Below are 23,951 nucleotides of genomic sequence, written 5' to 3' on the forward strand. Positions count from 1 at the left end.
GCAGCCACGCATGACCACCGAGCCACAGGCACGGCGAAAGATCGATGAGGCGAGCGGTCTGACCCTGGGCTTGCTCGGAGATCTCCGCCAACTGCGACTGGTCTACACCGCTTCTGCCCGCTTCGCCAGAAACTCGCGTACCTCCGGTACCCCAGTGTGTGGGCGGATGTCTTCCACGATGCCATAGAGGGTGGACTGAAGCCGGGTGGAGGCCAAGTTGTTGATCCGATGGAAGTGGTCGATAAGAATCCGGCAACCTTCAGCGATCTCTCCGGCCTGGATGAAATTCTCGGCCAGTTTGACGCGCCAGCCGATATTCTCCCGAGGCCACGCGTTCGTGCCTTCGATTGCCGCCTCAAAGTACGTGGTTGCCGTGTGGTGGTCGCCAACCCGCATGTACGCCCAACCGGTCATCCCGGTCAGCGCCGCCGGTGGGAGGTATACCCATTCCGGGTCATGACCGCGACCCGACTCGTACGCACGATGGGCACGACTGATCGCCTTCACCATCTTGCTGCTGTCGCCCATGGCGCTGTGGGCTCCTGCTTCGTAGATCGCCCCCAATGCACGCAACTTCGGTCCGCCCTCGCGGCGGGCTGAGGTTTGCGCGGCGTCGGCGAGGTTGACCCCGTCCCGGGGACGCCCATCTTTCGACGGCTTCGAGGGCGAGAAGCCACCCTGGAAGCTGAGCAGGCTCGCGTTCAGCAGAGCGTGCGCCGCCGCAATGCCATCGCCTGCGGCGGTCGCAGTCTGCGCTGCTTGCGCATAGTAGCGACGCGCATCCTTCGGCCGTCCTGCGTCATAGTGGACCCAGCCCGCAGCGGTCATCATCTCAGCAGCGGCGCTGGCCAGGGCCCGCCCGATGTCTTCGGTGTAGGCGCCGTTATCCAAGAGTTGTCCGACGTAGCGCACTTCGTTGGCCGCTACCCGGCGTAGGCGGTCGCCTCCTACCATCAGGTCCAGCTCATGAATTTGGTTGATACCGGCTGTAATTTCAGCGACATCGGCGGCACCCACACGGATGCTGGCGGTCGATGACGCTGTGGCAACTGCGTGTGCCGTCGCGCGGGTCGTTACGCCGGCTCCGGCACCGAGGGCGCTGGCTCGTAGGAAGTTGCGACGGTTCACATCCGCCTCCTCGTCTGACTCCACTACCAGTATGGCAAGCGGGACGTGAAGTGCCTTGGCTACTCGGCGTAATACTCGCACATCGTGCACGGCTGTCCCGCCGCGTTCGAGCTGGGAAATGGTGGGCTGGGTATAGCCCAGAACGGCTCCCAATTCGGATTGGGTCATGCCGAGCGACTTTCGTATACGGCGGATGACCTCGCCAGTCGTCATGTGCATTCCGCTGTCAGTTCCTTGTTAGTGTGCGTCTGCAAGATCGTGCGGTTTCGATTGTGGGTGCCTCAGTTACCTCGCTCAATGCGATGCTTTCGCCGTGGCATCCATCGGGAACCCGATGTCGTAGTCGATCGATCGAATCGGTTCGGCGCGTTCCCTGGTCAGGCGGTTCAGCCAGGTGTTGGTGTAGTAGGCGCTGAAATCTTCGGTGAAGTACTCATCGGATCCGATGAACGGGATCGGCCCGATGTCGATCAGCACCCATCGATCGCCATCGGCATCCCAGACGAAGTTTCCGGGATGAAGATCGAGAACAAGACCGTGTTCGAGTAGTTCTCGTAGAAGGGCCGAGTGCAAGCGCCTCAAGTCAATCCGTTGTTGCTGATTCGGCAGGAATCCGGATTTGAGAATCGCTTCCCCGTCTCTTCCTGGTACGTAGTCATGGCACAGCGTTTTCGTCGTCCGTTGGAAGTCGGCATTGGCGGGGATGCGGTCATGGAGACGGGTCTGGGCGAGGAGGCGGTAGTTGGCGAACTCGAGCGGGAACAGCACCTCACGGGCTGCATAGTTCCGGGGGTGTTTACGGACCCGTGAGCCAGTTCGGATCACGTCTGCTGCAGAGCCAGAGCCGAGCAGAGCCGCATCGGTGGTTGCTTCATGCGCCTCGGCGAGGCGGTAGAGGCCCATTACGGTGAGTTCAGCGAGGCGCCGTCCCACGGTCTTCGCTTCGACGCCTGCAGTGACCCACTGGTTGAAGGCGTAGGTCAGTACCGGAGCGAAGCCTTGCTCGTGCATGTCGAGGGCAAGGCCCAATTGATGCCCGGCTGACAACGGTACATGCTGTACCGCGGCGCCGATGTCGGCCAGCAGCGACTGCGACCTGAATTTCGGCCGCGGGCCGGTAGCACGGTTGGACAGCAGCCGTGCGGTGGACTCGACGAGTCCGGCGGTGAGCGGGCTTGTGGTGAGATCCTGGACAGCTGCCCGCCACTGTGTGTCGCGATCGAGGTCGGAGTGGTCGACGCTGCGGCCGTAGTTCTTGATGACGGCGGCCAGGATGCGGGTGCGGTCGGCTTCCGCGAAGGCAGCGTAGTGGCGCAGGTGGGCTTCGAGGACTTCGTTGGGGATCGTGGTCATCAGCGGTCCAATGCGCCGGGATTTGCGAGCAGGTACGCCTCGGTGCAGTTCCGGACGTGCTTCGCGTCATTCGCGTTCCGGATGTCTGTGGCGGCGAAAAGCGCCGGGTTGTCGTAGAAGTAGGTGAGTTCGCGCCAGTCGAGGTCATGCGGGTTGAGGCTCCGGATAACTGCGTCGATGCCTGTCCCGGCAGGTGGCTCGAAGAACTGCCGCTGGCGCGGGCGGGGCCCTGGGTAGTGTGTCGTGTTGTCGCGCAGGCTGATCAGGGTTGTTGCGTTAACGATTAGTGACCGAATCCCTTTGCCTGCGGCGAAGTGGACCGCCTCCGAGAGCCGGTTGATGATGGGTTCGCCGGCATCGTTAAGGGAGGTATTTCCCAGAATTGGGACCCCGGTACGCCTTTTGAAGGCGTGAAGCAGTTCTGCGAGGTCGCGGTTGGTGCTGGGTCTGACCGATTGCGCGCGGGCGCTGTGGTCGAGGTGTAGGACTCCGGGGACCACAGCTCGCGCACGGGCGGTGGCTTGGAAGTTGAGCAGCATGTATGGCGAGTGCCGGTAGTCGCGGAAGTAGTCGTGGCCGTCGTCGTCGAGAATTAGTGGTGCCACAGGGCGCCACCACTGCCGCTGCTTGATGTGGTTGAGCCGATCCTTGATTTCGAGCGATCGCGGGTCGGCCAGCAAGGAGCGGTTTCCCAGTGCTCTGGGGCCGATCTCGGCCGAGCCGTTGACCCAGGCGACGATCCCTTCTCTGGTCAAGAGTTCCGCGACATCGTTCGCCGATACTGTCTTCACGTCCTTGACCAGGTCCGACACCAGCTCGAGTTCGGCGGCGATGTCGCCGGGGCCTTGACCGTGGTAGGCGCTGTCGAATTCAGTGGTGATCTCGCCACTGCTCAGATGGGGATAGAACGCAGCCAGCCCAGTTCCCAGTGCGATGCCACTGTCACTGGTACACGGTGGGATCTGGAAGCCGGTGAACCCGAAATCCTGCAACAGTTGCGAGTTCGTCGGACAGTTGAGAGCAAACCCTCCGGCCAACGCCATCCGGGAAGTGGCCAGATCGGCGCCGTACTCGGTTTCAGCGAGGTTCAGGTTGCGGCGGACGACGCGCAGCGACAGTCTCGCGATGATCTTCATAACGGCACTGACATGGTGTTCGAGTGAAGTTAGGGATTCAGCGGCCGGTGTCGCGGCGCCGCGGACGACCGGTAGGGTGCCGCCTACATGAGCGTCGATGGTGTCGACGATGTCGGCTGCGGCGCGCCGTGCCGACAGATCGAGGAGGGGCTGCCGATCGAACGCGGTCAGATCCAGTTCGGTGTCATCGTCACATGCTGAGGCGAGTGCCATCAGCGTTCCTTCGCGCAGCCCGTACTTCTTGCTGGCGTAGGACCACAACCGACCCGGCGATTCGCAGGGGAACATTCGCAGGCCGCGGTCGTCGATGACGCAGCCCGGGTAGTAGTGGCGGTTGTAGGCGTCGGGTTCGAACAAGCAGTCGGGACCGGCGTCCAGCGACATGGCCACGATCGGTTCGGTGAATGGTGCCTCGTTCTGGCAGAAGAGGGCGGTCATGAGGTGGGCCATGCCGTGAAATGCATAGGCGCCGCCGAAGGTGCGCTGGTAGTCGGTGCTGGTTTCGATCCCGGGCGTGCCCCAGACCTCGACCACGTCGCGCAGGCTGGCTCCTTCCTCGGCCAGGAGATTCTGAAGAAGTCGGCGCGCCTGGGTCTGGTCGTAGAGGGCGCGGCTGTGCTGCTTGATGCCACTGATTCGCTCGAACTCCCAGTAGCGGCGGAGCCTGAGGGTGCCGCAGTCGAGCTCCCACAACGCGACGCCGTGATCGTGGCGCAGGCGGATGTCGAGGAGGTTCTTCAGGGCACCTATGTCGAAGAATGTGGAGAGGTAGAGGCCGTCGATCATGTCAGCGATCCCGGTCGGAAGATCAGCGGCCGGGCCTCATGCGGTCCGGTCGCAGGTGTGTGATCTGCGGATTGGCGGTCGAATTCGTCGAGTAGTTCGCCGAGTGTGCGGGCGAAGGTGATGGCGGTCTTCTCGTCGTAGAACGGCGACATGGGGTAGGACTTGTGGACCCCGATCTTCGCGCCGCCGACCAGCTTGTGATAACCGGAGGAGTAGTCACAGGCAATCGGACAGCGCCCCAGAGCTTGTTGTTCGAACAGATACCGGTAGAAGCGGTAGTTGTAGCGCGCCATGGATTCCAGACCGGCTCGGGTCCACGCGTGGTCGAATAGCGACGGCGTATCCGTAGCCGGTTTGGCGACAAACAGCACGGCGAAGCCCTGGCAGTCGGCGTCGCTGAGAACTTCGAACCTTCTCAGCGCAGTGAGCTCGTCGGCGAACCGCTGCGAGGACACGAGCAGACCGCCGATGAGGCGTTGGTAGCCGGTGACGCCGAGCATCTTTAAATTGACGTAGGCCTGCACCGGCCCGGCCATCGAACGGCTGAGTTCGAGGGTGTACTGGAACGGCGAATGGTGACCGAACCGAAGGTCTTGGTACGGCAGTCCCTTACGGCCACCGCCGCCGATCGGGTGGTCGGCGTCGGTGATTCCACCCTGCTGGTGAATCTCGGCCCTGTCGGCGACCATGTAAATGCTCGATGTGTACGAGGCGAATCCGGTCTTATGGAAGTCGACGCCGAAGGAATCTGCGAGGTGGACCTCGGCGATTCGGGCGGCCTGTGTGCGGATACGGGCCAGCGTCGCTGGCGGGAACCCCATGGGGTTGGCCTGGAAGTCATAGTCACGGAAGAACAGCCACACCCACCCGACAACCGAGTCCACGTGTACGCGAGGCACGTAGTCGAGGTTGAGGTCTTCGACAAGGTGGTCACGCAGGGCGACGATCTCACCGATGGGGTCGACAAGCATCTGAATTGTGGTGCCGCCGTTGGCGAAGATCGTCACGATCTGCTCGCCCGCGCGGACGCTGCGCCGGATCGTCTCCTCCAGTGCATACAGGTCCATGACACCGTCGGCTCGGGTCGGTACGCGCAGGCAACTAATTTCGCCGATGCCCAGCCACCCGCACGCCTCCTCGTGACAGGGGTGACCTTGGGTCGAAGACGCCACCCGCACTGGGGTGGTGATGCCCTCACGGCGAGCCTGCGGCTGCGCCCGCTGGATACCGTGCTTGATCGCATGCATGTTGGTGCTCTTGCCACCGAAGGTGAAGACTCCACCCGACCTGTCGACGTCGATCCCTGCCAGCTGGGAAAGCATCTTCACCACAGCGAGCTCGGTGCCGAGCAGCAAGCCGCTGGACATGTCCTGCGCACCGTTGGGGTTCAGCGCAGACACGTATGCCGCAGCCGCCACCGACGGCAGTGTCGGTGGCGGGGTCACATTGATCATGGTCCCGGGGTGGTTCCAGCGCAGCATGCCTTGGAAATAGGGCGCCAGCTCGGCCAGCACGGTCTCCGGTGCACTGGATTCGTGCGGGAGTGACTCGTGTTCGAGCATCTGTCCGAATGACCGCAGGTCCTCACGTCTCATTCGGGGGTCCGCCGGATCGGTGTAGCGGCTGACGAGATCCTCCAGCAGGCGCAGACAGCGGTGCATGTCGGCGAGGTCGGATCGGGCGGGGTGCTGGAAGAGGTCGAGTAGAGATGTGTTCATCTCTCGTCCCTCTGCAAGGGAGACATTGTGCGGCAACGAGTTCAAGGGTTTGCGTGTGGTTGCCCTAGTCATACTCTGAGGATCGGGGAGCGCGAGGACCGCGGGAACGTAGCAAGACGTAGCACCATAGAAACGCGATACAGCGAATGCTGTTGGAGTACAGAACTTATTGCTGTGTCGATAGAGCCTGAAGCAGATCGCGATAGACGGGGAACGGTCCGTGGTGGGGTCGGGGGTGGATGTGCGCGCACCCGCATCCCAGCGCGGCAGCCGGTTCTAGATCGAGGGCCACGTTGTCCCCGAGCACAGTTGTCGTGGACGCGCCGTACGTCTCGACCAGGCTCCGGTAGATAACTCGCTTGTCCGTATAGCCAGTTTCGAACACCGAGAGAGCGTCGTCGACCACACCGGTGAGCCCTAGCGTTTCTAGGACGGCGATCGCATGCTGTTCCGGGGCCATGGTCACTACTACTCGGGCGCGCGGCCACGCGTGACAGAGCGCGTATCAACCGAGGATCTGGACGGAGAAGTTGTCGATACGGTATTGCCCGATATGTCGTGCTCGCCCACTGCTGGCGGGGAAGGCCGAGCAGAGCGAGTGCCTCAAGGATCGAAGGTGTCCGCTCTTCCATCTCGGTAAGTTGCCTCGGGGTCAAACCGGCATGCCACGTGAGGAATTCGGTCGTGCGGGTGTCGATGATCCGGGTCAGCGCACTGTCGCTGGGATAGCAGGTGCCATCGAGGTCCAGAATGATCAGCCGCTGACCCATCAGCCGTCCTTCTGGTCGATCGGATTCCAACCGTCTGACGGTCCGTTTTGCCCGGCGATGGAAGTGTGGGGGTGAGGATCGGGCCGAGTCACGATCCGCGCCGGATTGTGTCAGCCGACTTCCACGACGGCGAGCGATTTGCGCCCCCACCGCAGCAAGATCCAGCGATCGTGCAGCAAGTCCGTAGCATCCACCACCGCCTCGGTGGTATCGACCTTGAGGTTGTTGACGTAGGCGCCGCCCTCGCTCACGGCACGACGGGCCGCGGACTTGCTCGCGACCAACCCCGTCGCGGCGAAGAGATCGACGACGCTGTGTGTCCCGCTCGAAATCGACGCCGAGGGCAGTTCACGCACCGCATCACCCAGTGTCGACGCATCGAGCGCGGCCAGGTCTCCACTGCCGAACAGCGCCTGGCTGGCCGCACGCACCCGCTGCATCGTGCCCTCACCGTGGACCAGGGTGGTGACGTCCTCGGCGAGCGCCCGCTGGGCCTCCCGTCGATCGGGCCGGTCCCGGGTGGCCTCCTCGAGCACCGCGATCTCGTCCCGGCTGCGGAAGGTGAAGATCTTGAGATAGTCAGCAACCTTGGCGTCCTCGGCGTTGAGCCAGAACTGGTAGAACGCGTACGGCGAGGTCATCTCCGGGTCGAGCCAGATCGCGCCGCCTTCGGTCTTGCCGAACTTAGTGCCGTCGGCCTTGGTGATCAGCGGCGTGGCCAAGACGTGCAGGCTTGTGCCTTCGACGCGGTGGGTGAGGTCAGCGCCGGCGGTGAGGTTGCCCCACTGGTCAGATCCACCAGTCTGCAATGTGCATCCGTATCGGCGGTAGAGCTGGTAAAAGTCCATGCCCTGGAGAAGCTGGTAGGAGAACTCGGTGAAACTGATCCCGGCCTCGCTCTCGAGTCGCGCCGATACCGCTTCCTTCGCCAGCATCCGGTTCACCCGGAAGTGTTTGCCGACATCGCGAAGGAAATTGATGGCTGACATCGGTGAGGTCCAGTCCAGGTTGTTCACGACCACGGCGGCGTTGTCGCCATCGAAAGACAAGAACCGCGCGACTTGGTCGCGAATTCGGTCCACCCAGGCCGCCACGGTGTGGTGGTCGTTCAGCACCCGTTCACCCGACATACGCGGATCACCGATCAGCCCGGTCGCCCCGCCCATTAGCGCGATCGGTTTGTGCCCGAAGTCCTGCAAGCGGCGCATCGTCAACAGCTGCACCAGATTGCCGATGTGCAAGCTCGGTGCCGTCGGATCGAACCCGCAATAGTAGGTGACCGGGCCGGCCGCCAGGGAGGCGCGCAGCGCATCCTCATCGGTGGACAGCGCGACAAGCCCGCGCCAGGAGAGCTCGTCAAGGGCATTGGCCCGGGTCTGGGTCACGACTGCGAAAGTCCTCTCAGTAGCCGGCCCGGCGGGTGCGGGCATCCGTGACTCGTTGCCCACGACATTGATACGGCCGGGCGAATTGCTGGTTCGACAACCTCACAACCAATCCATTGGAAACGGCTGCCACGTCGACATGAGTGTAATGATCACCCGTCTCCGCTCACGTTCCCAGGGATCAGCCAGTAACGAAAGGTAGCACCCCGTAGCTCGAGGCCCCCGCTACCGTGAATCCATGATCGAACCGCCGCGCACCACCGTTCACCGGGAGTGGACCGTCTACGACGGAAACCCCTGGCTTGAAGTGACCCGCAACGAGATCATTACCCCCGACGGACTCCACCGGACCCATCACGCCATCCGGTTGAACACGGTCGCGACAGTCATCGCGGTCGATGAACACCACCGCGCCCTCCTGATGCGCCGTCACCGATGGATCGTCGACACGATCGGCCTGGAATCACCCGGCGGAATTGTCGATCCGGGCGAAGACGCACTGACGTGCGCTCACCGAGAGCTGTTGGAAGAAACAGGGTTCGAAGTCGACACACTGACGTTGGTTGCCGACCTCGAGCCGATGCCTGGGCTCGTGCAAACCCGCCACCTGGTGTACCTCGGACACGATCCCCGTCAGGTCACTGCGCCCACGGATGCCGAAGAAGCCGCCCAATTGCTCTGGATGCCGCTAGCCGAAGCCACCGGCCTGCTGGCGAAAGGAATGCTGCTGGGTACCGGTACGGCTGTCGGCCTGCTCGCGGCCGCAGCGCTAGTCCCCGGCCAACCGACAACGCAATCGCCCGGACAACAGTTCGTGACGCTTCCCGAGCCTGGCTGAGCCGAGCCGAGCGATCGTCGCGGCTGCGGTGTCGAGAAGCTCGCGCGCCTCGCCCAACTCACCACCACCCAGGCCCGCCTCAGCCAAATCGAGTAGCTGCCCGCAGCGTGCCCGAACGAACTCCCCGGGCACCTCGTTCAACGCTGCTCGCGTCGCAACGGCTCCAGCCGGGTCGCCGGATTTGACCAGGATGTGGCCCTGCCACCGTTGAAGGTGAACCGCGTTCAATGCGAGATACGGCATCGCCTCACCGTCACCATCGCTCGAACGGAGCAGGTCGGCCTCGGCACGGGCCAGCGCTGCCCGCACCGACGGTGAGTGACCCGGTAACGCCGCGGCTACCTGAGCGTGGGTTGCCGCCAGCCACGAGCGCAGCAATACCGGCAGCATGGGCATCGACTCCGCCTTGGCGACCTGATCGACAGCGGCGGTGGCGTTACCGGTTTCGGCAAGCAGTACCGCATGCTCACCTACTGCATGAGCCCACAGCACCGGGTCGCCTGCCCGGGACGCAGCCCGTCTTGCCATCGCGTAGTGCCTCGCCGCACTCTGGTAGTCGCCGACGTCGAGGTCTTGCCACGCGGCCAACGCTGCCGTGTCGGCCTGCGCGCGGGCAACACTCACCCGGTCCGATCCGGCACACCCATGCCACAGTGTCTCCAAGGCCGCGACGTGGCCGGCTGTTTGGATCCGGACTGCTTGCGCGCCCAGCCGACGGTCCAGCAACCTCAAGCTGTTCGTATGTTCCGTCAACAGTTGGAACAGGGACCCGTCACTTGCGCTGTCGCGTGCAATCCGGACCGCTGGCACGTCATCTTCGTCCAGTTCCAGGACCCGGCATAGCAGGCGACTGTGCACTTCGTCCGGGACAACATGACCGTTCTCCCAGCGGGACAGCGCAACCCGAAGACTGGTGGTTGTCATCAGCCGGACGTGGTCGCGCTCGGCCTGTTCCCGCAACGCTGAAATCAGTCGGGCCTGTGACCAGCCGCGAGCCCGCCGCGCAGACCTGAGCACACTGGTGTCGATTGTATCCACCCCCTGTGAATGCGCGTCTGCAAGATCAGTGCATTTCCGGACTTATTGTCCAGCAATAATTTTCACCCCGGAGCTTATACGGTTCCAGCTCTTTTTCAGGGCTTTCGGTTATTCGGTCCACTGAACGGTCCAGCATGCCGTTTACGGTCGGCCTGTGCTCGGTATGGGGCTGACGCCGTAGCCGCTCAGCGGCGCACCGGCCTCCGAACGACGCGGCGAACCGGTGGCTTCACCAGCCCGCGGTGCCGGGTACCACGACCTCGACCTTGCCGGTCGAGAACCACCCGAGTCGGAGGAGATCCGCCATGCATTCACTCGCCATCCACCAGCTGAACGTCCTGATCGAGCGGGAAGCACACCAGGCGTCGACCGAACGCCCGGGAAAAGTTTGCTTGCCTGAGCAGTCGGCGGACGTGCCCTCACCGAAGACGGTCCGGTCGAATTCTGCGGAGACCGACTTGCTGAAGAGTGCCGAAGACCAGGCGGTCGGCTGATGACGGATCCCGTGAAGCATCGAACTTTCCTCCAAGCCGATGGCGTGCTCGCCGAGTTCATGTGCCAGGTCCATCTGCTTGAGCTGACACCGGAACGGGCTTTGCAGCTGCGGTACATCCACCGCGAGCACCATCCGGATGAATGTTTGGTGCATCTGGCAGCAGCCTGTTTGCTACTGCGCAGCGAGGGCGTTTCATGACATCGTGCACCCGCGGCCGACGCCGATTCGACGGCCGTTGTGGGTGGTGATGCTCCAGACTGAGGAGTATCAGATGTTGCAATCGGGCGGCCGGGACATTGTTGAGCGGTTGAGCGTGGAGGATGACGACATCGATTTCGACCCGGCGCAGTGGCGCGAGGGTTGCTCTCCCGCCGCCCGCCTCACCACTGCTGGCGATGGTGGTGTGGCGGGGACGCCTGACGGGTTTGCGAGAGCGGTGCGGATCGAGGACGCTACCCCGATTATGCATGGGCTTGCATCATCGTGCATAATCATTTGTAGAACGACGCGGACCCGCCCAGGCTGGTCTCGAGGCGTCGGGGCCGGGCTTCCCACCGCTCGGACACCCGCCATACTGCTGATACACCTACCGAACATCGAGGAGCACACAGAACATGTCCGAGCGCGTCGTACTCGCCTACTCCGGTGGGCTGGACACCTCCGTCGCGATCAGCTGGATCGGCAAGGAGACCGGCGCCGAAGTGGTGGCCGTGGCCATCGACCTCGGCCAGGGTGGCGAGGACATGAACGTGGTGCGCCAGCGCGCCCTGGACTGCGGCGCCGTCGAGGCGATCGTGGTCGACGCGCGCGACGAGTTCGCCGACCAGTACTGCCTGCCCACCATCCAGGCCAACGCGATGTACATGGGCCAGTATCCGCTGGTGTCCGCGATCAGCCGCCCGCTCATCGTCAAGCACCTGGTCGAGGCCGCCAAGTTCCACGGCGCGCGCACCGTCGCGCACGGCTGCACCGGCAAGGGCAACGACCAGGTCCGCTTCGAGGTCGGCATCGGCGCGCTCGCGCCCGACCTGAACGTGATCGCCCCGGTTCGCGACTACGCCTGGACCAGGGAGAAGGCCATCGCCTTCGCCGAGGAGAACGCGCTGCCGATCAACGTCACCAAGAAGTCGCCGTTCTCCATCGACCAGAACGTCTGGGGCCGCGCGGTGGAGACCGGGTTCCTCGAGGACCTGTGGAACGCCCCGACCAAGGACGTCTACGACTACACCTCCGACCCGACCGTCAACTTCGAGGCTCCCGACGAACTCATCGTCACCTTCGACAAGGGCGTTCCGGTGGCCATCGACGGCCGCCAGGTCAGCGTGCTGGAAGCGATCGTCGAGCTGAACCATCGCGCGGGCCGCCAGGGCGTCGGCCGCCTGGACATGGTCGAGGACCGCCTGGTCGGCATCAAGAGCCGCGAGATCTACGAGGCTCCGGGCGCCATCGCGCTGATCACCGCGCACCAGGCCCTGGAGAACGTCACCATCGAGCGCGAGCTGGGCCGCTACAAGCGGCAGGTCGAGCAGCGCTGGGGCGAGCTGGCCTACGACGGCCTGTGGTTCTCCCCGCTCAAGCGCGCGCTGGACGCCTTCATCCTGGACACCCAGCAGCACGTCTCCGGCGACATCCGGATGGTGCTGCACGGCGGCTCCGCCGTGGTCAACGGCCGCCGCTCGGAGCAGTCGCTCTACGACTTCAACCTGGCCACCTATGACGAGGGCGACACCTTCGACCAGTCCCTGGCCAAGGGCTTCGTCCAGATCCACGGCCTGTCCTCCAAGGTCGCCGCCCGCCGCGACCTGAACCAGAAGTAGGCACTCGGCGTGCCGGTGCCGCAACGAGCGCCGGCACGCCGACAGCTCCCGCGAAGGGTGGCCTCGAACCAGAATTCGCGCTGCACCGCCTCGACTTCGGCGGCGGTGGGGTAGGTAGGCCGTAGGCTCGAACGGCGTTCGGAGCGTGCTGGCAGGGCAGCAGTGCACCCCGAAAGGAACCTGCGTACGCCTTCACCCCGGTGCGCGAGGCCGCTCTCGGCAGATGGTGTCGAGCAACCACCGAACGGCCCAGCTGCGTCGAGCAGGAACGATTCGACCTCCGCGCCGACGCAACAACTGGTTCCCCGAGCCCACGGAACGACTGAGTCGCAAGTCAGCGCACCAGTTGATCCCACAAACCAACGCACAACTGATCTCGCGAATCAACGCACCAACTGATCTCGCAAGAACATGGGTAACTCACCGGGTACGCCCAAAACCCGACCGACACCCAACGCAAGACCTGAACGCAAACCCACCACCCACCCAACTGGTACGGCCTGAAGACGCGGAGAGGCGGAACAGCATGAGCACGAACCAAGGTGCGCTCTGGGGCGGGCGATTCGCCTCCGGACCGGCCGAGGCCATGGCCGCGCTGAGCAAGTCGACGCACTTCGACTGGGCGCTGGCCCCTTACGACATCCGCGCGTCGAAGGCGCACGCGCGTGTGCTGCACAAGGCAGGGCTGCTCTCCGACACCGACCTGTCCGGCATGCTCGACGGGCTGGATCGCCTCGCGGCGGACGTAGCGTCCGGCGCGTTCGGCCCCGCCGAGTCGGATGAGGACGTACACGGCGCGCTGGAACGCGGTCTGATCGAGCGGGTCGGCACGGAGCTCGGTGGCCGGTTGCGGGCGGGGCGTTCGCGCAACGACCAGGTGGCCACGCTGTTCCGGATGTGGCTGCGCGACGGCGTGCGCCGGGTGGCCGCGGGCGTGCTCGCGGTGGTCGACGCGCTGGTGGAGCAGGCGGCCGCGCATCCGGACGCGGTGATGCCGGGTAAGACCCATTTGCAGGCGGCGCAGCCGGTGCTGCTGGCTCATCATCTGCTCGCGCACGCGCACCCGCTGCTGCGCGACCTCGACCGGCTGCGCGACTTCGATCGCCGCGCGGCGGTGTCGCCCTACGGTTCCGGCGCGTTGGCGGGCTCCTCCCTGGGACTCGACCCGGAGGCCATCGCCGCGGATCTGGATTTCGACGCGGCCGCCGCCAACTCGATCGACGCCACCTCGGCGCGGGACTTCGCCGCCGAGGCCGCGTTCGTGCTTGCCATGATCGGCGTCGACCTGAGCCGGATGGCCGAAGAGGTGATCCTCTGGAGCACACCGGAATTCGGCTATGTCACGCTGGCCGACGCCTGGTCGACCGGCTCGTCGATCATGCCGCAGAAAAAGAACCCGGACGTCTCCGAGCTGACCCGAGGCAAGGCGGGCAGGCTGATCGGCAATCTCACCGGCCTGCTGGCCACCCTCAAGGCGCAGCCGCTCGCCTACAACCGCGACCTCCAAGAGGACAAGGAACCTCTCTTCGACTCGGTCGCGCAACTCGAACTGCTGCTCCCGGCCATCGCGGGCTTGGTCTCGACGCTGACCTTCCACACCGATCGCATGGCCGAACTCGCGCCCGCGGGTTTCACGCTGGCCACCGATATCGCCGAATGGCTCGTCCGTCAGGGTGTTCCGTTCCGGGTCGCGCACGAGGCGGCGGGTGCGTGCGTGCGTGCCGCCGAGTCCCGCGGCGTCGGCTTGGATGAGCTCACCGACGAGGAGTTCGCCGCGATCGACCCGGCGCTGACCGGGAAGGTGCGCGAGGTGCTCACCGTGCAGGGCTCCATCGCGTCTCGCAACGCCCGGGGCGGTACGGCCGGTGTCCAGGTCGCGGCGCAGCTCGCGGAGGTGCGCGAGGCGGCGGCCGCGGCGCGAGCCTGGCTGGACTGAACCCGGGCTCCGCCCGCTGTCCGCGACCCGGCCTATCCGACGACGGTGATGTCGGCTCCGCTGAACAGCAGATCGCTGCGGCGCCGGGTACCCGCGCCGAACCGTGGCACCGGTTCGGCTTCCGGCGTCAGCTCGCGCAACTGCCGGAGAAACACCTCGACCGCCAGCGTGGCCATGCTCTTGCCGGGACAGACATGCCTGCCGAACCCGAAGGTCAACGGCAGCTTGCCGGTCCGGCCCAGCGCCAGGCAGTCGGGAAACGCCTCCGGGTCGCGGTTCGCCGCGGCGAACATCACGAGCAAGGGTCCGGCGGGCAGCCGCGTGCCGCTGGAGAGTACGACCGGCGTCCTGGCCTGACGCTTCCATGCCACCAGTCCCGGATCGAGTTGAAGGATCTTCGCCGCGACCCGTGCGCCGCCGTTCGGCTCGGCGAGCAGATCCCACCAGACCCGGTCCGGATCGCCGAGCAGTCGCTGAACGCCTTGCTGAATGCTGCCGCTCACCGTGTGCACTCCTGCGGCCAGTGAATTCGCCATGGCGGATACCGCGATCCGATGGGACAGCCCGGCGTCGCGCAGTGTGCGGGCGAACCCGGTCGCCTCGCTGCCGCGGCCGGCGCGGACCGCTCTGCCGCTGACGGTGAACAGCCAGCCGAGCGCGCTCACCGCGTCGGCCAGTTCGCGTCCGCGCATCACCCGGCCGAGCAGTCCCGATTGCGCTCCGCTCCAAGCGGCCACGTTCGGCCAGTCCGATGCGGGCAAGCCGACCGCCGCACCGACGGTCCGGGCGGCATAACCGATCGACAACGCAGTCACGTCCAACGGCGAGCCGGGCCGGAATCCCGCGTCCCGCACCGCCGCGTGGAAGTGCTCGGCCATCTCGGCGGCCCGGGCGGGCCGATCGGCGGGGGAGATGGTGAAATGGCCAGAAGGCCCGGCCATGGTATTCCACACCCGCTTGTGCAGCAGGTCGTCGGACAGGTTGGCGGTCGCCTTCGCGGGTGGCGGAACCAGGTGCCGGACGAAATGCGGGATGGCGCGGGGCGTCGCCGCGATGCGCGCGTAACCGACGAGGGGATCCAGCGAATTCGCGTTGGAGATGCCCGGCGTCGTCGCGTCCAGCACTTCGCGCACGTCGTCGTACTTCCAGATCATGCACAGCCCGGACCGGTGCGCGTAACTCGGTTCCGGCCACTCGTGCAGACGCCGGTACCTCTCGTCGCGCTCGGCATACGGCAACTCGTTGCAGGTCACTTCGTCGAAGGGAAAACCGGTTACCGCAACGTTCGAGCTACGCATCGGCCGAGCGTATCGGCACGTCGGCAACGGTCGCCGGTCCGCGAATCCCCGGCACTGGGAGGGCCGGTGCCCACCGCTGCCGGGGCCGAGGCCGGGTCGCGGCTGTGACTAGGCTGCGAAAATGACCTTGTTGCTGCTCGCCTTGGCCATCGCCTCCGAGGTGACCGCGACCGTTTCACTGAAACTGTCCGATGGATTCACCAAGCTCGTCCCTTCGATCGTGGTGGTCGTCGGCTATTGCACGGCGTTCTTCTTCCTCGCCCAGGCGCTGAAGCGAGGGATGCCGATCGGGGTGGCTTACGGCATCTGGTCGGCGATCGGCGTCGCCGCGATCGCGCTGATCGGCGTGCTGTTCCTCAACGAGCGGCTGACCCTCGTGCAGGTCGGCGGCATCGGGCTCGTGATACTCGGCGTGCTCGCCTTGGAACTCGGCGGCGCGCACTGACTTCGGTTGCGAGGCATCCCGCGAGTTGTCGCGGGTCAATCCGATACGTGGACCCCGTATCCCGCGTTCCCGAGGGCGGTGAGCACGTCGTCGCGGTGAGCGGAACCTCGTGTCTCCAGCGTGAGCGCCACTTCCACCTCGTCCACGGCCAGCCACGTCCCGGTACGGGAGTGTGCCACGTCGACCACGCTGGCGCCCGTCTTGCCCACCACCGCCAGCAGCGATCCCAGCGCGCCGGGGCGATCGGAGATCGTCACGCGCACGGCGAGATAGCGACCTGCCGCGCTCAGGCCGTGACCTATCACCCGGGTCAGCAGCAACGGGTCGATATTGCCGCCGGACAGGATCGCGCAGACCGGCCCCCGCAGGCCGAGTTCCTCGGGCGAAATACTCATCAGAGCGGCGACCGCCGCGGCGCCCGCGGGTTCGACGATCAGCTTCGCGCGTTCCAGGCACAGCAGCAGCGCCTGCGACAGCGCTTCCTCGTCCACCGTCACGATTCGTGAAACATGCTGGGCCACATGGTCGAACGGCACTTTGCCGGGCTGTCCGACCGCGATGCCGTCGGCCATCGTCGACATCCGCTCGACGCGGACCGGGTGGCCCGCCGCCAGCGAGCCCGGCCAGGCGGCCGCTTCCGCCGCCTGCACCCCGATGACGCGGACGTTCGGCGCCAGATGCCCCAGCGCGACCGCGACTCCCGCCAAGAGCCCGCCGCCGCCGGTGGGCACGAGCACCGTGCCGACCTGCGGCAGCTGCTCCGCGATCTCCACGCCGGCGGTGGCCTGACCGGCCACGATATCGGGATGGTCGAATGGATGGATCAGCGTCGCGCCGGACCGGTCGGCGAAATCCAGTGCGGCGTCCAGCGACTCGTCGATGTTCTCGCCCACCTGGCGGACTTGCGCACCGTATGCCTTGGTCGCCGTCACCTTCGGCAGTGACGCCCCGACCGGCATGAACACCGTCGACGCGATGCCCAGCGAGGCCGCCGACCACGCGACGCCTTGCGCGTGGTTACCGGCGCTCGCGGCCACGACGCCGCGCTCCCGAACCTCCTGCGGCAGATTCGCGATTCGGTTGTAGGCCCCGCGCGGCTTGAACGACCCGGTGCGCTGCAGATTCTCGCATTTCAGCCACACTTCGGCGCCCACGCGCTCGGACAACACTCGCGAGGCCAGCAGCGGCGTACGCCGGATCACCGGGTCCAGCAGCCGCGCGGCAGCCGCGATCCGCGGCATGTCGACCGTCTCCATAGCGCCATGCTGCCACTCGGGCAGGCGAGATCAGGCGGCTCTGGCGAGGTTGTGCGCCAGCGTCCCCAAGCGCGCCAGGCGCGCGTCGCCGAGCGGGGTGATCCGGCTGCCCAGGCGATTGGTGACGAAGCCGAGCGACATCCCGGTCGCCGGGTCGGCGAAACCGCCGGAGCCGCCGAGGCCGAAATGGCCGAAAGCCGAGATGGGTTCGGCCTTGGACGGCTTCATCGGCACGCCGTGGTACCCCAGCGCCCAGGGAATACGGAAGGCCAGCACGTAGTCGGGGGTGAACACCTGCCGCCGGGTGATCTGCTCGATGGTGTCCGGGCGCAGCAGCTGATGCCCGTCCAGTTGCCCGCCGTTGGCGAGCGCGCCGTACACGCGGGCCAGCGCGCGGGCGGAGAAGACGCCGTTGAGGCCGGGCATCACCGAGTCGTGCAGGCGCGGATCGGCCACCAGCTCGGCGAAACCCACGGGGGTGGTGTCGGCGGCGGCCGCGAAGCGGGTACGGGCGAGCATCCGCGAGCCACGCTCCCAGCTCATGCCCGCGACCGTCAGGCGCGGGAAATTGGTGGCGATACGCCCGCGCTCGGCTGCCGGGACCCGGAACCACAGTTCTTCGGCCGCGAGCGGTTGCGCGATCTCGGTGCGCAGCGCGTCGGTGAATTCCGCTCCGGTCACCCGGCGCACCAGCTCCGCGGCGAGGTGTCCGTAGGTGATGCCGTGATAGCCGCTGGTGACCCGGTGCCGCGGATCGGGCGCGGCGGCCGCGAGCGCCGCGGTGACCGCGGCGTCGTCGAAGAATCGCTCGACCGGTCCGGGCAGCAGCCCGCGCAGCCGGTGCAGCCCGGCCCGGTGGGTCAGCATCGCCCGCACGCTGATGCGCTCTTTGCCCGCCGCCGCGAACTCCGGCCAGTAGGTCGCGAGCGGCTCGTCGTAGTCGATCAGGCCGCGCTCGGCCAGACGATGCACCAGCGTGCTGGCGATCCCTTTGCCGGTCGAGAACGCCATGGCGACGGTGTCGTGCGCCCACGCGACGTCCGGATGCGCGTAACCGGCCCAGACGTCGACCACCGGCTCGCCGTGCAGGTAGACCGCCAGCGCTCCGCCGCCGTCGGACGGACGCCGGAACAGCCGGTCGAACTCCGCCACCAATCGCGCGAAGCGGCGATCTACGAATTGTCCTGCCGAAACTGTCATCGAAACCCGTGCCTGTCTTTCAGCGCCTGCGGCGTCGCGAACAATCCCATGCTAGGTGTCTCGTTTCGCTCGAGACCGGTGGCCGGGACCCGCACCCACCACGCGACCGGTCGGTACTGTGAGAAGACGTTTCCTGACCGTCACACGGGTGACCGGGAACGCAACACGCTGCCCCTAGCGTGTTGTCATGCCCCCGAGACGACGTTCGGCGCTGCTCGCGAGGTTGGTCGTCGACACACCCGGCCGCCCGCAGATCATCCTCGGCGAACTGCGCCGGGTGATCCTCGACGGGGCGGTGCCGCCCCGTACCGTCATCCCGCTGCGCGAGGTGGCGGAACTGTTCGGCGTGAGCCATATTCCGGTGCGCGAGGCGCTCAAGACACTGATCGGGGAGGGACTGGTCACCCACGAGCCGCACGCGGGATACACGGTGGCGCAACTGACCGCCGCCGAGTTGCGCGAGATGTACATCGTGCGGCAGACCTTGGAGACGGCCTCGCTCGCCGCGGCCGCCATGAACCACTCCGCCGCCGATCGCACCGAGCTGCTGGATGTGAACGAGACCCTGGAACAGGCGATTCGCGACGACGACCCGGCCGCCTACCACCGTGGGTCGCGCACCTTTCATGTGGCGCTGACCAGGCCGTCACGCATGTTCCGGCTGCTGCACATGCTCGAAGCGGCGTGGAACGTCACCGAGCCGGTGCAGTCGATGGTGCACATCGGCCGGGCCGACCGAGTGCGGCTGCACACCGACCACGCGTTGATGCTGGACGCGTTCCTGGCCCGGGATGTCGAGCGCCTGCTGCTCGTCGCCGAACATCACCATCGCAGGCTGGAGTCCGTGATCGCGACCTTGCCCACCGATACCGGTCTGCTCGCTCCGGAAGATATATCTGCCGCGCAATAGCCGGGCAATAACCGCGCAATGGACGGGCAATAGCCGATTCCTACCGTCGTTTCGATCACAGTTTCACCCTTCGGATGGGAAACACCATGACCGAAACCATCGCCGCGGCACCCGCTCCTGAGCGGATCACCCCCGCCGGCTACGACCCACGGCTCACCAACGACGATCTCGCGCCGCTGCGCAAGCAGAACTGGGGCTCTTACAACATCTTCGCGTTCTGGATGTCGGACGTGCACAGCGTCGGTGGCTATGTCACCGCGGGCAGCTTGTTCTCGCTCGGCTTGGCCAGTTGGCAGGTACTGGTGGCCCTGCTGATCGGGATCACCCTGGTGTATTTCTTCTGCAATCTGGTCGCCAAGCCGAGTCAGGTGACCGGCGTGCCGTACCCGGTCATCTGCCGCAGTGCCTTCGGCGTGCTCGGCGCCAATATCCCCGCGATCATCCGCGGGCTGATCGCGGTGGCCTGGTACGGCATTCAGACGTTTCTCGCTTCGGCGGCACTGGATGTCGTACTGCTGAAGCTGTTTCCGTCCCTCGGGCCCTACGCGGTGGCAGGCGACTACGGGTTCCTCGGTCTGTCGCTGCTCGGCTGGGGCAGCTATTTGACGCTGTGGGTGGTGCAGGCCTGCGTTTTCTGGCAGGGCATGGAGTCCATTCGCCGGTTCATCGACTTCTGCGGGCCCGCGGTGTACGTGGTGATGTTCCTGTTGTGCGGTTACCTGATCGCGAAGGCCGGATGGGGCGCGATCGATCTGAACCTGGGCGCGGTGCGGTACACCGGATGGGATTCGGTGCCGGTGATGCTGGGCGCCATCGCGCTCGTGGTCTCCTACTTCTCCGGGCCGATGTTGAACTTCGGCGACTTCTCCCGGTACGGCAAGTCCTTCGCCGTGGTGCGCCGGGGCAACCTGCTCGGTCTCCCGCTGAACTTCCTGCTGTTCTCGTTGCTGGTGGTGATCACCGCCTCGCTGACGGTGCCGGTCTACGGCGAGCTGATCACCGACCCGGTCGCCACGGTGGCGCGCATCGACAGCACCTTCGCGATCGTGCTCGGCGCACTGACCTTCACTGTCGCCACCATCGGCATCAACATCGTCGCGAACTTCATCTCGCCGGCCTTCGATTTCTCGCACGTGAGTCCGCAGCGCGTCAGCTGGCGGGCGGGCGGCATGATCGCCGCAGTGGGCTCGGTGCTGATCACGCCGTGGAATCTCTACAACAACCCGGAGGTCATCCACTACACGCTGGAGGTGCTCGGCGCCTTCATCGGCCCACTGTTCGGGGTGCTCATCGCCGATTACTACCTGGTGCGCAAGCAACGCGTGGCGGTGGACGACCTGTTCACGATGTCCAGCAGCGGACGCTATTGGTATCGCGGCGGATACAACCCGGCCGCGGTGATCGCGACGGTCGTCGGCGCGCTGGTCGCGGTGATCCCGGTGCTGGCCAAGGACGTCACCGGTATGTACACCGCGGCCCAGTACAGCTGGTTCATCGGTTGCGGCCTCGGCTTCGTGGCCTACTACGTGCTCGCCACCCGCACCCGGCCGGCGATGCGGGAGAGCGCGGCCTGATGCGTATCCGCGTGGTCAATCCCAATACCTCCCGGGCGATGACCGACACGATCGAGCGGTGTGCCAGGGCCGTCGCTGGTCCTCGCACCCTGCTCGACGCGGTGACCTCGGAGATGGGACCGGCCTCGATCGAAAGTCACTACGACGAAGCGCTCAGCGTTCCCGGCCTGCTCGCCGCGATCCGGCGCGGGGAGGCCGAGGGGGTCGACGGCTACGTGCTGGCCTGCTTCGGCGACCCCGGTCTCGACGCCGCGCGCGAGCTGGCCGGGGGACCGGTGATCGGGATCGCCGAGGCCGCCATGCGTACCGCCGCTCATCTCGGTCGCGGGTTCAGCGTGGTCACCACCCTGGGCCGGACCGTCGGCCGGACGGCGGATCTGGCGGAGCGCTACGGGATGCGGCGCTTCTGCCGCGGTATCCACGCCTGCGAGATCCCCGTACTCGCCCTCGACACCGATCCGGACGCGCGGAAGATCGTCACCGAAGTGTGCCGGGAAGCGGTCGAGGCGGACCGGTCCGACGCGATCGTTCTGGGCTGCGCGGGGATGGCCGATCTGTCCGCGCAGGTGCGCGCTGAAGTCGGCGTGCCGGTGGTGGACGGTGTGGCGGCGGCGACCCTGACCGTCCAATCGCTGCTCACGCTCGGTCTGCGCAAGTCCGGCCGGGGCGAATTCGCCGCGCCGCCGCCGAAGCCGTACACCGGCTCGCTGCGATCGTTCGGCGCCTGAGCGATGCTCAGGCGGCTACCGCGATGGCGAGCTTGCGCAGTGCGGCGTCCGGGTCGGCCACGTCGACCACGAGCCGTGTGACGTCCGCGCCCGCCAAGTCGATACGGATGGCGTGTCCGTCGAATCGGGTGTCCCAGAATTCCTTGCGGCCCTTGCCGCGGAAGGTCCCGGCCGCGATCACGCCGGGGAAGAAAGTGCCGGGCGTGCGCACCCACGGCGGGCGGCGGTCGACCCCGGCCATGCCGAGCGCGGTGACGGCGGACAGGTCGAAACTCAGCTGGTCGCGCAGCGCCAGCAGCTGATGCGCACCGAGCACGTGCACCGTCACCGTCGTTCCGGTGACCTCGAATTCCACCATCACGCACCTCACTTCACCGAGAACTCGTACCTTCTCAACGATGCAGAACGGTCCTGGTCACAGCCTGTGCCGTTCCTATGAGTTCTCTCAGTTTCACTCCATGTTGTTACATGGATATGCGCATCAATCGATGTCACACACCGTGCCCAGTGTGTCGACCAGCGCGAATGTCGAACTACAACCGGCTGGGAAGGGAAAGCCGTCGTGAATTCGCGGGCTGGATCGAAGCAGCCGCGCCGCCTGCGCAGTCGGCGAGATGTGTTCGGCTGCCTCGGACCAGGAGAAACGATACGGCGAATCAGTGCGCAGAGGTTCCCGTGACGTGCGCGTGTTCCGCGACGTCGAGGACACCGGCCAGCCATGGGGTGTAGGCATCCGGGTTGTCGGCCAGCGCGTCGCGAAGCGCGTCCGGCTGAATCCAGGCGAAGTCGGCGACCTCGGCCGGATCCGGCCGAGGGTCGCCGATGTCGAGGCGCCCGATCAGAACGTGATCCCACTCGGATTCGACGCGGCCGGTGCGCAGGTCCGCCGCGTGGTAGCGGTAGATCCCGGCCTCGGTGAGCGCGATCGTCAGGCCCATTTCCTCGGCCAGCCGCTGCCCGGCCGCGGTAGCGACCGGTTCGCCGGGTGCGGGGTGGCCACAGCAGGTGTTGGCCCACAGCGACGGGAACCTGGTCTTGACCGCCGCACGCTGCTGCAAGAGCACCCGGCCCGCCGAGTCGAACAGCAAGACGGAGAACGCGCGGTGCAGTCGTCCCGGGGCCAGGTGTGCCTCGGCGACCGTGCACGCGCCGACCGCGCGGCCCGCGTCGTCGACGAGTTCGACGGGCAGGGCCTCGCGGTCGGTGTGCGGCTGGGCGAGGGCGTCGGTCACCTCCCCACCTTATCGGCGGCGATGAGCAGGTAGTGGAAGCTCCCCTCCCGGTACGCGGTCAGGAACGGCTTCTCGACGCCGGTGGCGAGCTCGGAATGGGTGCGCAGCTCCCAGTACGGGATGGTCGCCGCGGTGAGTTCGGTCACGGAGATGGGCACCAGGTTGTTCGCGGCCAGGGCGCGGAAGTACTCGCCGCGCGGATGGATCATGCAGCCGTAGTGCGCGTCGATCCAGCTGACCGAGGACGAGCGGCCGCCGGTCACGTCGTTGGAGCAGCCGGTGATGCACACGTAGCGTCCGCCCGGCTCCAGCAGGCGGGAGAACTCGCTGAACAAATCGAAGAGGTCCACGTACATCGTGGTCTCGTTGGTCCAGATCCCGCGCATGGAACCGGTCTCGAAGCCGGTGTCGAGCATGTTGCGGAAGTGGAACCGCACCTTGTCCGCGACGCCGCGGTGAACAGCCTGGTCATTGGCGAAGCCGACCTGATATTCGGAGATGGTCACGCCGTCGACCTGGCAGCCGAAGCGCTGGTTGGCCATGAAGCTGGTGCCACCGCGGCCCGAGCCGCCGTCCAGCATCCGGTCGCCGGGCCGGACGTCGCCGAGGTGGTCGAGCAGGAAGTCCGCCTGCGCGGTCTCCAGCCGGTGCAGTTCGGCGACGATGCGTTCCTCGCGGGTGTCCGCCGGGCCGGTCAGCACGGACAGGTCCGGCTCGCCGATGCCGTAGTGGTGGTGGTAGAGCCCGTCGACCTCACCGAGTTTGGTGTTGACCCGGTCGTCGTTCGGGTTGTTGTTCCAGTACGCGGCGACGGATTTCTGATAGCTGGTACGCAGAACGGTCCCGGTCTCCGGGTTGAGCATGGTCATGCGCGATCATCCTCTCTCGGTGCGGTACTGCTTCGTTG

20 protein-coding genes are annotated in these 23,951 nt (G+C 66.0%); 7 read left to right on the forward strand and 13 right to left on the reverse strand.

Annotation, left to right across the window (positions count from 1 at the left end; genetic code table 11):
* Window positions 1–102 precede the first annotated feature (102 nt).
* The 5 genes from ACWEO7_RS10410 to tyrS all read right to left on the reverse strand — a co-directional run bounded on the left by ACWEO7_RS10410 (window position 103) and on the right by tyrS (window position 8,321).
* Entirely contained in the window at window positions 103–1,341 is a 1,239-nt protein-coding gene (locus tag ACWEO7_RS10410) for a helix-turn-helix domain-containing protein (protein ID WP_452422466.1), read from the reverse strand.
* Between the two features lie 81 nt (window positions 1,342–1,422).
* Window positions 1,423–2,481 (reverse strand): hypothetical protein, encoded by a 1,059-nt coding sequence (locus tag ACWEO7_RS10415; RefSeq protein WP_452422468.1) that lies wholly within the window; start codon window positions 2,479–2,481, stop codon window positions 1,423–1,425.
* On the reverse strand, window positions 2,481–4,403 hold the full coding sequence (locus ACWEO7_RS10420) for a carbamoyltransferase C-terminal domain-containing protein (RefSeq protein ID WP_452422470.1): 1,923 nt from the start codon (window positions 4,401–4,403) through the stop codon (window positions 2,481–2,483). The genes ACWEO7_RS10415 and ACWEO7_RS10420 overlap by 1 nt, the downstream gene beginning before the upstream one ends.
* Window positions 4,400–6,121 (reverse strand): pyridoxal phosphate-dependent decarboxylase family protein, encoded by a 1,722-nt coding sequence (locus ACWEO7_RS10425; protein WP_452422472.1) that lies wholly within the window; start codon window positions 6,119–6,121, stop codon window positions 4,400–4,402. Before ACWEO7_RS10425 ends, ACWEO7_RS10420 begins: the two co-directional genes overlap by 4 nt.
* Before the next feature lie 880 nt (window positions 6,122–7,001).
* Window positions 7,002–8,321: a tyrosine--tRNA ligase gene (gene tyrS / locus ACWEO7_RS10430; protein WP_452422473.1), complete on the reverse strand. Its 1,320-nt coding sequence runs from the start codon at window positions 8,319–8,321 to the stop codon at window positions 7,002–7,004.
* Between the two features lie 193 nt (window positions 8,322–8,514).
* Between tyrS and ACWEO7_RS10435 the strand changes: the two genes are divergently transcribed.
* Complete coding sequence (locus ACWEO7_RS10435) at window positions 8,515–9,114, forward strand: NUDIX hydrolase (RefSeq protein ID WP_452422475.1); 600 nt, start codon at window positions 8,515–8,517, stop codon at window positions 9,112–9,114.
* Here ACWEO7_RS10435 and ACWEO7_RS10440 read toward each other — a convergent pair.
* Both ACWEO7_RS10440 and ACWEO7_RS10445 read right to left on the reverse strand, forming a co-directional pair.
* Window positions 9,046–10,074 carry a hypothetical protein gene (locus tag ACWEO7_RS10440; RefSeq protein ID WP_452422477.1) on the reverse strand — a complete coding sequence of 343 codons (1,029 nt, stop codon included), beginning with the start codon at window positions 10,072–10,074 and terminating at the stop codon, window positions 9,046–9,048. The genes ACWEO7_RS10435 and ACWEO7_RS10440 overlap by 69 nt on opposite strands.
* A gap of 307 nt (window positions 10,075–10,381) precedes the next feature.
* A complete protein-coding gene (locus ACWEO7_RS10445; RefSeq protein ID WP_452422479.1) occupies window positions 10,382–10,780 on the reverse strand; it encodes a hypothetical protein in 399 nt (132 codons plus the stop codon).
* Window positions 10,781–11,262: 482 nt separating this feature from the next.
* Here ACWEO7_RS10445 and ACWEO7_RS10450 point away from each other — a divergent pair, with 482 nt between their 5' ends.
* Together ACWEO7_RS10450 and argH are read left to right on the forward strand one after the other, a co-directional pair.
* Window positions 11,263–12,465, forward strand: coding sequence for an argininosuccinate synthase (locus ACWEO7_RS10450; RefSeq protein ID WP_450024194.1), 1,203 nt, complete (start codon window positions 11,263–11,265; stop codon window positions 12,463–12,465).
* 526 nt (window positions 12,466–12,991) lie between these two features.
* Window positions 12,992–14,401, forward strand: coding sequence for an argininosuccinate lyase (argH, locus tag ACWEO7_RS10455; protein WP_452422481.1), 1,410 nt, complete (start codon window positions 12,992–12,994; stop codon window positions 14,399–14,401).
* A gap of 32 nt (window positions 14,402–14,433) precedes the next feature.
* Here argH and ACWEO7_RS10460 read toward each other — a convergent pair whose 3' ends face one another.
* Window positions 14,434–15,699, reverse strand: a complete 1,266-nt coding sequence (locus ACWEO7_RS10460) for a hypothetical protein (protein ID WP_452422482.1) — start codon at window positions 15,697–15,699, stop codon at window positions 14,434–14,436.
* A gap of 121 nt (window positions 15,700–15,820) precedes the next feature.
* Between ACWEO7_RS10460 and ACWEO7_RS10465 the strand changes: the two genes are divergently transcribed.
* Complete coding sequence (locus tag ACWEO7_RS10465; protein ID WP_397279331.1) at window positions 15,821–16,144, forward strand: DMT family transporter; 324 nt, start codon at window positions 15,821–15,823, stop codon at window positions 16,142–16,144.
* Between the two features lie 35 nt (window positions 16,145–16,179).
* Here the strand turns inward: ACWEO7_RS10465 and ilvA are convergent, their stop codons facing one another.
* On the reverse strand, window positions 16,180–17,400 hold the full coding sequence (gene ilvA / locus ACWEO7_RS10470) for a threonine ammonia-lyase (protein WP_452422484.1): 1,221 nt from the start codon (window positions 17,398–17,400) through the stop codon (window positions 16,180–16,182).
* Between the two features lie 30 nt (window positions 17,401–17,430).
* A complete protein-coding gene (locus ACWEO7_RS10475) occupies window positions 17,431–18,600 on the reverse strand; it encodes a serine hydrolase domain-containing protein (protein WP_452422486.1) in 1,170 nt (389 codons plus the stop codon).
* Between the two features lie 187 nt (window positions 18,601–18,787).
* Between ACWEO7_RS10475 and ACWEO7_RS10480 the strand changes: the two genes are divergently transcribed.
* The 3 genes from ACWEO7_RS10480 to ACWEO7_RS10490 all read left to right on the forward strand — a co-directional run bounded on the left by ACWEO7_RS10480 (window position 18,788) and on the right by ACWEO7_RS10490 (window position 21,812).
* Window positions 18,788–19,510 carry a GntR family transcriptional regulator gene (locus tag ACWEO7_RS10480; RefSeq protein ID WP_452422488.1) on the forward strand — a complete coding sequence of 241 codons (723 nt, stop codon included), beginning with the start codon at window positions 18,788–18,790 and terminating at the stop codon, window positions 19,508–19,510.
* Between the two features lie 86 nt (window positions 19,511–19,596).
* On the forward strand, window positions 19,597–21,084 hold the full coding sequence (locus ACWEO7_RS10485; RefSeq protein WP_452422490.1) for an NCS1 family nucleobase:cation symporter-1: 1,488 nt from the start codon (window positions 19,597–19,599) through the stop codon (window positions 21,082–21,084).
* The gene (locus ACWEO7_RS10490) at window positions 21,084–21,812 is read left to right on the forward strand and encodes an aspartate/glutamate racemase family protein (protein ID WP_452422492.1); all 729 of its coding nucleotides are present in this window, start codon (window positions 21,084–21,086) and stop codon (window positions 21,810–21,812) included. Before ACWEO7_RS10485 ends, ACWEO7_RS10490 begins: the two co-directional genes overlap by 1 nt.
* Window positions 21,813–21,819: 7 nt before the next feature.
* Here the strand turns inward: ACWEO7_RS10490 and ACWEO7_RS10495 are convergent, their stop codons facing one another.
* From ACWEO7_RS10495 to ACWEO7_RS10505, 3 genes are all read right to left on the reverse strand, one after another.
* Window positions 21,820–22,170 (reverse strand): hypothetical protein, encoded by a 351-nt coding sequence (locus ACWEO7_RS10495; RefSeq protein ID WP_450023710.1) that lies wholly within the window; start codon window positions 22,168–22,170, stop codon window positions 21,820–21,822.
* Window positions 22,171–22,468: 298 nt separating this feature from the next.
* Window positions 22,469–23,044: an isopentenyl-diphosphate Delta-isomerase gene (idi, locus tag ACWEO7_RS10500; protein WP_452422494.1), complete on the reverse strand. Its 576-nt coding sequence runs from the start codon at window positions 23,042–23,044 to the stop codon at window positions 22,469–22,471.
* Window positions 23,041–23,913: a geranyl diphosphate 2-C-methyltransferase gene (locus tag ACWEO7_RS10505; RefSeq protein ID WP_452422496.1), complete on the reverse strand. Its 873-nt coding sequence runs from the start codon at window positions 23,911–23,913 to the stop codon at window positions 23,041–23,043. The genes idi and ACWEO7_RS10505 overlap by 4 nt, the downstream gene beginning before the upstream one ends.
* Window positions 23,914–23,951 lie beyond the last annotated feature (38 nt).

The sequence above is a fragment of the Nocardia sp. NPDC004260 genome (genome assembly GCF_053603155.1).